Source organism: Haladaptatus sp. (assembly GCF_049589095.1).
In the GTDB taxonomy this organism is placed as follows: domain Archaea; phylum Halobacteriota; class Halobacteria; order Halobacteriales; family Haladaptataceae; genus Haladaptatus.
On record NZ_JBAWAC010000355.1, the window covers coordinates 1 to 9370 of the forward strand.

General features: G+C 58.9%; 9 protein-coding genes. 3 read left to right on the forward strand and 6 right to left on the reverse strand.

The genetic code is table 11. The features are described 5' to 3' along the window. On the reverse strand, positions 1-1110 hold a 1110-nt coding region (locus WBV42_RS11215), incomplete at its 3' end, for a CapA family protein (RefSeq protein WP_423986107.1). A 108-nt stretch (positions 1111-1218) separates the two neighbouring features. Between WBV42_RS11215 and WBV42_RS11220 the strand changes: the two genes are divergently transcribed. After that, positions 1219-1344, forward strand: coding sequence for a hypothetical protein (locus tag WBV42_RS11220; protein ID WP_423986108.1), 126 nt, complete (start codon positions 1219-1221; stop codon positions 1342-1344). Then, the gene (locus WBV42_RS11225; protein ID WP_423986109.1) at positions 1345-2571 is read left to right on the forward strand and encodes a CaiB/BaiF CoA transferase family protein; all 1227 of its coding nucleotides are present in this window, start codon (positions 1345-1347) and stop codon (positions 2569-2571) included. It begins immediately after the preceding gene. A 273-nt stretch (positions 2572-2844) separates the two neighbouring features. On the opposite strand, the gene WBV42_RS11230 is transcribed toward WBV42_RS11225, so the two are convergent. After that, entirely contained in the window at positions 2845-4029 is a 1185-nt protein-coding gene (locus WBV42_RS11230; protein ID WP_423986110.1) for an MFS transporter, read from the reverse strand. Between the two features lie 231 nt (positions 4030-4260). Next, positions 4261-4536 (reverse strand): HalOD1 output domain-containing protein, encoded by a 276-nt coding sequence (locus WBV42_RS11235; RefSeq protein WP_423986111.1) that lies wholly within the window; start codon positions 4534-4536, stop codon positions 4261-4263. 322 nt (positions 4537-4858) lie between these two features. Between WBV42_RS11235 and WBV42_RS11240 the strand changes: the two genes are divergently transcribed. Then, a complete protein-coding gene (locus WBV42_RS11240) occupies positions 4859-5545 on the forward strand; it encodes a type 1 glutamine amidotransferase domain-containing protein (protein WP_423986112.1) in 687 nt (228 codons plus the stop codon). Positions 5546-5725: 180 nt separating this feature from the next. On the opposite strand, the gene WBV42_RS11245 is transcribed toward WBV42_RS11240, so the two are convergent. From WBV42_RS11245 to WBV42_RS11255, 3 genes are all read right to left on the reverse strand, one after another. Next, on the reverse strand, positions 5726-6013 hold the full coding sequence (locus tag WBV42_RS11245; RefSeq protein ID WP_423986113.1) for an HAD-IA family hydrolase: 288 nt from the start codon (positions 6011-6013) through the stop codon (positions 5726-5728). A 74-nt stretch (positions 6014-6087) separates the two neighbouring features. Beyond that, the gene (locus tag WBV42_RS11250; protein ID WP_423986114.1) at positions 6088-8322 is read right to left on the reverse strand and encodes an APC family permease; all 2235 of its coding nucleotides are present in this window, start codon (positions 8320-8322) and stop codon (positions 6088-6090) included. Positions 8323-8473: 151 nt separating this feature from the next. Next, positions 8474-9202, reverse strand: a complete 729-nt coding sequence (locus WBV42_RS11255) for a DUF4397 domain-containing protein (RefSeq protein ID WP_423986115.1) — start codon at positions 9200-9202, stop codon at positions 8474-8476. Between the last annotated feature and the right edge of the window lie 168 nt (positions 9203-9370).

Genomic DNA, 9370 nt, shown 5'->3' on the forward strand with positions numbered 1-9370 from the left:
GAACTGGTCCGAGCGTTCGCGCATGGTTTTCCGGAGCCAGGCCGCTTGATTATCGCTGGCACGAGAGACGCCGTCGTCGATATGGAACGGAACGAGTCGAAGCTTCTCGAAACGGTCGCCCTCGAGCAAGAGTTCGAACAAATAGCTATTGTGATTGCCAAGGTCGTCTTTGGTGCCGAAATCGTCGACCAGGTCGCCAGTGTCGTGGAGGATAAGGCCGTCACCGTACTGTTCGACGGCCTGAACGACGTGCGCGCTGTGGCCGTGAACGAGGTCCACACCCTGATCGACGAGCCAGTGACCGAACGCGACGAGTTGGTCGTTGGGTTTCTCGATCCAATTATCCCCCCAGTGAACCGAGACGACGAGAAGATCCGGCTCCGCCGATTTGGCGCGCTCGATGGCGTTCCCGACGACCCGTCGGGTCCGCTCGTTGTCGAGGTCCGTCTTTGCCCAAGCGATCCCCGGTCGATCATTAGTGGCGGCGTACACTTCGTATTTGTACGCGAACGACACGACAGCGACGTCGAGGTCACCAACCGAAAACGTGGCGGGCTCCCACGCCGCTGCTGGTGTTCTGCCGGTACCGGCGTTTTCGATACCATCCTCGTCGAGTGCGTCTATCGTATCCGTCAGCGCCACCGCCCCGAAATCCATCGCGTGGTTGTTCGCCAGATTCGTGAATCGGATGTTTCCAGCATCGAGTGCGGGAACTGCCCAGTCGGGATCGCCGCGAAAGTAGTATTTCTGATCGGGAAACCGTTCACCGCGCTTCGAGAGCGAGCACTCCAGATTGCAGAAAACACCATCCAGGGAGTCGAGTTGCGGCTTGAAATCCCCCCAGATAGTCGCCGGATCCACACCCTCCTCCCCGTAAATGCCATTGAGACCGCGTCCGACCATTGTGTCCCCGGCGAATCCCAGAGTCGTTTCGTGAGTCCCATCACCGTCGGTCGTGGTTTGGGCGCTGGTCGTGTCCCGCTTGGGAGCCTCGATATGGTAAGACGAACTGGTTCGATTGGCCGTGGTCGAACTGGCTATATTTCCGAGACACCCACTCATAATCCCAATACCGATAGTTGAGAGGTATGCCCGTCTGGTCCTGGCCATGATTACTGTGTCCTAATAAAAGGATAGTAATAATTTATATGGAAAGATAACATATCATTCTTGTTTGCCGAAACAGTTTAATCCGGATTATTCGAATCCCGGCATAGAATGGGACAGACCACTTCGCTTGCCGTGGAGTCGATGATCGAGGACCGACCCCGTTACGGCCGGACGGGCGACGATCACGAGGTGTTCGGACACGAGACGACCGAGCGTCCCGTAGGTGAACGGTAGATGGTTGGCGAAGCTCGCCATCCGGACACCGATACTGGTCCCCTCGACGGTGTCACAGTTCTCGATGCTTCCCGCGTCCTCGTCGGTCCGTTCTGTACCATGCAGCTGGGCGACCTCGGCGCGGACGTCATCAAGATCGAACAACCGGACGTCGGTGATCAGACGCGCGGGTGGCATCCACCGACGTACGGCGATTCGGACGAGAGCGCGTACTATCTCAGCGTGAATCGGAACAAGCGTTCGATGACGCTCAACCTTGCGAGCGACGACGGACGTGCGCTCTTCCGCGATCTCGCGAGCGAAGCCGACGTCGTCGTCTCGAACTTCCGTGTCGGCACGATGGAGGAGTGGGGACTCGATTATGCGACGCTCCGGGAGGACAATCCCGGCCTCGTCTACTGTGCCCTCTCGGGGTACGGTGAGTGGGGACCGGACAAAGACCGTCCCGCCTACGACCTCATCATGCAGGCGGAAGGCGGACTGATGAGCATCACCGGCGAAGCCGATGGTTCCCCCGTTCGGGTAGGCGTCGCCATCGCCGATATCGGCGCCGGGATGTACGCCACACAGGCCATCCTCGCGGCGCTCCTCGAACGCGAACTCGGTGACGGAACCGGCCAGAAGATCGATGTCTCGCTGCTCGACGGGCAGGTCGCGTGGATGAGTTACATGGCCTCGAACTACTTCGCGACGGAGACACCGCCGGAACGGATGGGAAGCAAACATCCGACCCTCGCGCCCTACCAGGCGTTCCCGACGGCGGACGGATACGTCGTCATCGCGGTTCCGTCGCCGAACCTCTGGCCGAAGTTCTGCACCGCCATCGACCGTGAGGACCTCATCGATGACGATCGATTCCGCGACAATGCCTCGCGCGTCGAGCATCGGGACGAACTCGATGCGCTCCTCGAACCGACGTTCGCGGAGTTCACGACCGCTGAAATTTTGGAAACGATGGACGACCACGGCGTCCCGGCGAGCGACGTCAAGGACATGCGAGATGTGTTCGACAATCCGCAGGTGAGCGCACGGGACATGCAGTGGTCGGTCTCCCACCCGACCGCCGGCAAGGTCGAGATGGCGGGGAGTCCAATGCACCTCTCGAAGACCCCAACGGAGGTTTGCACACACCCGCCGCTCCTCGGCGAACACACAGAAGAAATCCTTTTCGAATACGGGTATACGGAGGCGGATATCGAGCGACTGTTCGACGAGGGTGTTCTCTAACCGACTGTTACATCTCATCGATCGGCCCACTCGTCAGGCTGTTGGGCTTGCTGTACTAGTTCGTCGATGATGGCGTTCGTGTACGCGAGGTTCGTCGCGAGCGGGATATCGTGACCGTCACACACTCGTGAACCGCCTCGGGGTCACGCCCCGAGGCACTCGGCCTGCTCCGCCTGTAGAAACGGGTTGATATCCGGTTCGTGCGGTTAGGGGGTCACGGAGGAATATCACGGCCCGGCAGTCTATCGAACGACGTGGCGCGATTCGAGGACCCTACGCGCGATGGTCACGTGGCGAATTCCCCGGCAGTCGATTCGTCGTGTAGAGTCCCGCGAGGACGAGGACAACACAGCCGACGAGCGAGGCGAGTCCGATGAAAACGACGTCGAAGCGATAGCCAGCCTCGGTAAGCAGGCCGACGGTCGCAGTGCCGTTCGCCTCGACCAGCAAGGAAATGCCGGTGAACGCCGCGTAGACGACGCCACGGTTCTCGTCCGACAGCGAGTTGAGGAAGTAGGTGTCCAAGGCCGGAAACAGACTGTGTATCGTGTATCCGATGGCGACCGAGACGACGGTTAGCGGGATGATGCCACCGGCGGCAGTGAGCAAAACCACCGACACGACGAATCCCGTCAGTATCGCGAGGATGTACGGGATGATTGGGAGGCGGTCGGCCAGCCGCCCACCGAACCAGAACGCGGGCAGTCCGGCCGCGAACACGACGGTGAGGAGGAGGTTTGCCGTCGTCGTCGACACCCCCTTCGACGAGTGTAGATAGACGACATAGAAGTTGAACAAGCCCTGCCACAGGAATCCCGCGACGCCGACCATCAAGAGGCCGACTGCAACGAGCCGCCAGTGAGAGTGCACGGCGGACAGAAACGCGTGGTCGGGGACGGCTTCATCGGCGATTCGGGACCCTCGAACGATGCTCGCCAGTGCGATGCTGAAGACGATGGCGACGGCCGCAAGGAGGACGAACACCGTCCGCCACGAGGAGACGAACAAGATACCGACGACGATGGTGGGGGCGAGGACCGCCGCCAGTTGTGACGCTGCACCGTGGATGCCAACTGTTCGTCCGACTGAGTTTGGGTACAGTTCGGCGATCAGCGGCACGGCGGCGACGAAGTAAGCCCCGCTGGCGACGCCGAGCAGAAACGTTCCGATTCGAAGCGAAGCGATCGAATCCGCGACCGCGATGAGTCCCGAGGACCCGGCGAGGATGAAGCCCGTCGCGAGAACGGCCTGATACCGCGGGACGCGGGTGAGGACGTATCCCATCGGAATCCGCGGGAGTGCGGTGCCGAGCCACACCAGTGATATCAACACGCCGATGGTCGCCTGGTCGGTCGAAAAGGCCACCGTCAGGGGTTCGAGCAGCGGTGCGAAGACGGTTCGTCCGAAGTTCATCAGGAATACGAGCCCGCAAAGCGATCCAAACAGGCGACGTCTCACTACCGTCTATACCGAGTCGGGCGACTCAATCGTTGCGGAAACGGCAGGGGCCACGTTCGTGGCCGACAGGCCACCCCCGCTTGACTCAAGCCCAGTGCTGTAAACGCCAACGTAGGCTAGCACGGTGTACAGACACTATCGTCCCGCCTTCGACCGAGTGACGAGATGATCGAGAGAAACAATCAAACTGTGTGCTCACCCTCAATTCAGCTAAACGACTATTACGAATGACTATTCACTCGGGTCACTTACTTGGGCATAGATCTCGTTATCTGACTGCCAGATACGCACAGTAGCATCACAGACCTCGAACTCGATGGAAGGAGCGAATCCTTGGTGATGGGAAAACAGGCTATCGAGTGCCTCTGGATCAACTATATCGTAGAGTCGAAGATCGGCTTTATCAAGATCGATGCCATCGTATTGTAGTAATGCCTCAAGAGCAACAGCACTTGCTTGATTGGAGCGATGGCCATCAAGAGTCTTTGAAGTGGCAGTCACACTCATTTTCTCGGCCTTCGCTTAGAACGCTCCATCCATAAGTGTATTGGCTGATCAATACAATATCCAAACTGACTATAATCAGATAGCTCAACAGCTACATGTTGGCTAGAAGACTTCGATAAGAAGCGTCCGTTACAAACGGTAGGGATAATGAGCACTCATAGGATAGCCGAAGCAACCAGTAGATAGTAATCCATATTGTGAGAAATATCGTTTATACCCAGTGGCCATAGAATTCTAACAAAGCTATTCACTTAACTTGGTTGTCAAGTGTTTCGGGTGCCAGCAGTCTTTTCCAAGTCACACACGACACTAGAAGACGCACATGGCATCTGCGCTATTCATCGTAAGCGAAGAGGGGTACTGGGGCGAAGAATGCGTCGAACCATTGACGACGCTCGACGAAGCTGGATTCGACATCACTGTTGCGACACCGTCTGGTTCGAAGCCAGTCATCGACGACACGTCGATTGATCCCGACAATCCGTTCGTTGGTTCTGAAACCGCAGAAAAGGTCGAACAGGTCCACGAAACTGACGACCGACTCAATAATCCGATTCCGATCGCAGAAGCCACTGCCGAGGAGTACGATACGATCGTCTATCCTGGCGGACATGGAGTTGAGTGGGATGTCAATCAGGATCACCATGCCCGTTCACTGCTTCGAGAAACAATCGAAGGAGAAAACGGTAAAGTCCTCGTAGTCTGCCATACACTCGCCATTCTCGCCTTCGCACGAGATAATGAGGGACAACCACTTGCCAACGGCCGTGATGTCACTGGCTTCCCAAATGAGTGGGAAGCAGACCTCGTCGACGAAAACGATCGACTCCCTGACGGCAGGAAGCTTCCGTATTGGGTGGAAGACGAAGTTGAAGCTGCTGGCGGTAACTGGGATGCAGAACTTGACCAAGACGTAAGCGTTCGCGTCGATGGTGATCTCGTGACTGGACGAGGGCCACAGTCTTCCGGTGCTGCAGCCGAGACACTCCTTGATGAACTCTCTCGGTGAGGACAAAGAAAACAATTCAGTGGAGAACGGAATTTTCGAGCCGGTTGTTTCACCAAAATATAGTCATCGTGTTTGAAGTTGCCAGAAACCCCCAGGGTTGGATGATCTCACGATTATTGCTTTTGTTCTCGGCTGTCGTATTTCGATCAGACGTCTAGTAGGCAGAGAAGAATACGGGAGTTACACCGATCCAAGCTCGTCTGGCGAGTTGGACACAACGTCAATGCGGCCAGTCGCCTGAACAGAAGCTCCATGACAAAACCGGATCACCATACTGCCTACGCGGGCTGCTGCTCGGACACCGTTGACAGAGTTCTCAATAACAAGACAGTTAGAGGAAGAAACATCGAGCTCGGCAGCTGCATGCTCATAGAAGAAGGGTTCTGGCTTGCCAGGCAGATCGATATGTTCAGCACTCACCATCGATATCGCAGTGATGTGATCGCCAATCGCAATCACTGCGGACATCTGTTTGACTCGGAGCGTCGCGGCCCTCCTCCGGTTCCGACGGCGGGTCGAATTTCACAGTTTCGGGGGTGCAGTCACGACGATTCCGTCGTCCCGAAGGCGGCCCGCTCAAGGACCTTCCGCACGAACGGTCGCCTGTCGGATTCGTTCGGATAGAACAACAGGACGCTACCGTCGATGCGGTCGCTGATGTCAATCGAGAAGTGGCCGAACAACAGCATGTTCAGGGTCGAGTGGGGAATCGTGCCGAGGACGACGAGGTCAGAGTCGGTCGTGGCATCGACGAGCGTTCCGACGCGGTCGTCGGTGCGTATCAACTCCCATTCGGTCGAAACTTCTGACACGTTTTCGAGCCCTCGATAGAAGTCCTCTGTGGCATCGACTAGTTCGGGCGACGCGTCGTTTGCGAGTGCAGTGACGAAGCGGAGGGTCGCATCGCGATGGGTCGCAATCGCCATCGCCACGGACACCTTCGCCGCGTTGAAGATGCCGGGTTCGACGAGCACCGTTACGGTCGAGAGGTCCCCGAGTCCGCGATTCCGGAGGAATCCGACGTCACAGGAGGCGTGGTTCATGTACCAGTCGATGTCGCTGCCGAGCAACTCCGCGTGCAGGTAGTCGGGTTCCAGTTCGCCGAACACCACATCCGCGTCCATCTCATCGGCGGCGCTGACGACCGCGTGTCGCGGATTGTGGGTCACGAGTTCGTCGACGACGACCGACGTTTCCATCGACGGCAGCAACTCTGTGACTTGTTTTTCGAACGCGATGTCATCCTCCGATGATTCGACCATCGACGAGAGCGTCGTCTGCTCGGGGACCGGCTCTATCTTGGCGACTCGAAGCGTCCCGTCGTTCTTTGCGACGATGGACGCACCCATCCGAACGAGCGCCCGTATCCGGGACGGGTCAGTGTCCTCGCCGACGACGACGAGGACGTTCTCGTGACTGTCGGCGACCGCTCGCTCGGTTCTGTCGAGCGTCTGTTGGCCCATCGACCGTCGGAGCGCGTCGAGGGCGGCCCCCTCGCGGTCCGTCTTGTCCCGCCCGTAGAGGCGGTACCAACCGACGCCGAAGACGAAGATGCCGATTGCACCGATCAGCGGAATTAGTCCCAATTGTGTGAGCAACACAACGGTCCCGACCATGCCGAACAACTGCACCCACGGATAGCCCGGCGCGACGAATTCCGGGTCGTACCAGTCCAGCGAACTCTCCCGAAACGCGACGAGGGCGACGTTGATGAGGCCAAACACGACGATTTGGAACGCGCTGGCCAACTTCGCCAACTCGTTGACGGGGACGAACGCGATGAGGACGAGCAGGACGACGCCGGTGAACGCGATGGCGGCGACCGGCGTCTTGAACCGATCATTGATTCGACTGAAGCGGTGGGGAGCAAGCGAATCTCGGCTCATCGCGAGCGGATATCGGGACGATGAGAGAATCCCCGCGTTCGCCATGCTCGTGAGCGCGAGAACGGCGACGACCGCGACGGCGAGGCGAGCGGATTCGCCCGCGAACTGGACGGCTGCGGCGGCCATTGGCGTCAGGTTGTGATGGAGCGACTCGGGCGGCGTGACGCCGACGATGACGAACACCGTGAGCGTGTAGAGGAACATCATCAGGACGACCGAGCCGAGGATTGCGCGCGGGATAGTGCGCCCCGGATTTTCGACCTCCTCGGCCACGCTCGCGATCTTGGTGACGCCCGCATAGGAGACGAATACGAATCCGGTCGCCGCGAGGAGTCCCCCGCCGCCGTGCGAGAAAAAGGGGTGGTAGAGATCACCATCGACGTACGTGCTCCCGTCGGCGACGAAGCCGACGAGCGAGAGCACGACGACGCTGACGATGGTCGCCTGTAATCTGCCGGTTTGTTTGACACCCACCATGTTCACGGCGATGAGCAGCAGGGCGATTCCCAATCCCACGCCAGTGAGGAGGCCGGGTGGAATCTCTACGAGCAAGAGGAGGTACGCGCCGAGGCCGACCAGCGCGAACGCGCTCTTGAAAATCAGCGAAAACCACGCGCCGATTCCGGCGATGGTTCCGGGAAGCGGTCCCATCGCCCGGTCGATGTACAGGTAAGTTCCGCCCGCCTCGGGCATGGCAGTCGCCATCTCTGCCTTCGAGATCGCCGCGGGAAGGACGACGACACCGGCCAAGAAGTACGCCAGTATGACCGCCGGTCCCGCCTTCGCCGCCGCGAGGCCGGGCAGAACGAAGATGCCGCTCCCGACCATCGCACCGATGCTGATGGACGTCGTCGATACCAGACTGAGGTCACGTTCGAGGTCCTTGGGCACGGTTTATCCCATTGACACGGCCAGGCGCTGTAATGTTACCGTCCCACCGAGACAGGACCGCCGGACCACTCGCCATCGGGTCGAAAGTGGTCACTCTCTCACCGAGGACTACCAGAAAACAAATGCGGCGTCGTTTCGCACGACGTCGCCGCTACATCGTTGTCGTGGTCGTCTTCGTCTTGCTCGAGGCGTCGACCGTCGGCAAGAGGTCAAAGGCCTGCGCTTTGTCGTTCGTCTGCAGGAGCCCGACGGCGAACGCCGAAACCACCGTACCGCTTTCGAGGGTCACGTCGAACGTGGCGGCGGCCTCGTTCGTACCTGCGGGTCGGATCTCGATGGTGTACGACCCCGCGGGCACCTCGACGTAATCGCTGGCGTTGCCGAACTCCAATCCTTTGATGAGGACGTTGCCGTCCGCTGCAATATCAACGGCTGGTGCATCGGGCGAGAGGTGGACCGCCCGCAAGCGCGCCTGGTCTCCGGACGGCACTTGGTTCTCGTCGACGAACACAAACGCCTGCGGGCTGTCGAGTGTTCCCCCGGCAGCGATCGTGTAATCGGTGTTCGCGTCGAGGGTCACCTGCTCGTCAATGACCGCGCTCCCCCGCCCTTGCCCCGCTGGCGCGACCTGTATGGTGTGCTTCCCCGCGTCGAGGTCGAGATAGTCGCTCACATCTTTGAACGCGACGTTCTGCAGGACTCGATTTCCGTCGACGTAAACGTCCACTTCCGGGGCGTCCGGAATTGCGTGGATGACTCGGACGCGACTCGCGTTCCCGTTGTGGCTGCTCGTCATCTCCTGGGCGCTCGAAATCCCCCCAAGAATGGGTATGCTGCTCACGCCGATGGCTTTGAGTACCTGACGTCTGGTTTGCTTCATTTTGGTTCCCCCAACCGGTACTTGACTTGTTGGCTAAAAATGATATTCCCGGACCAGTTTGGTTGGGTCATCGTCATACGAACATCTATCCGGCACTCGGACAGGGTCGTTCAAGTGTGTTTACATAATCATATCTCTATAAGAGATTTCTATCAGATTCGCCAATGA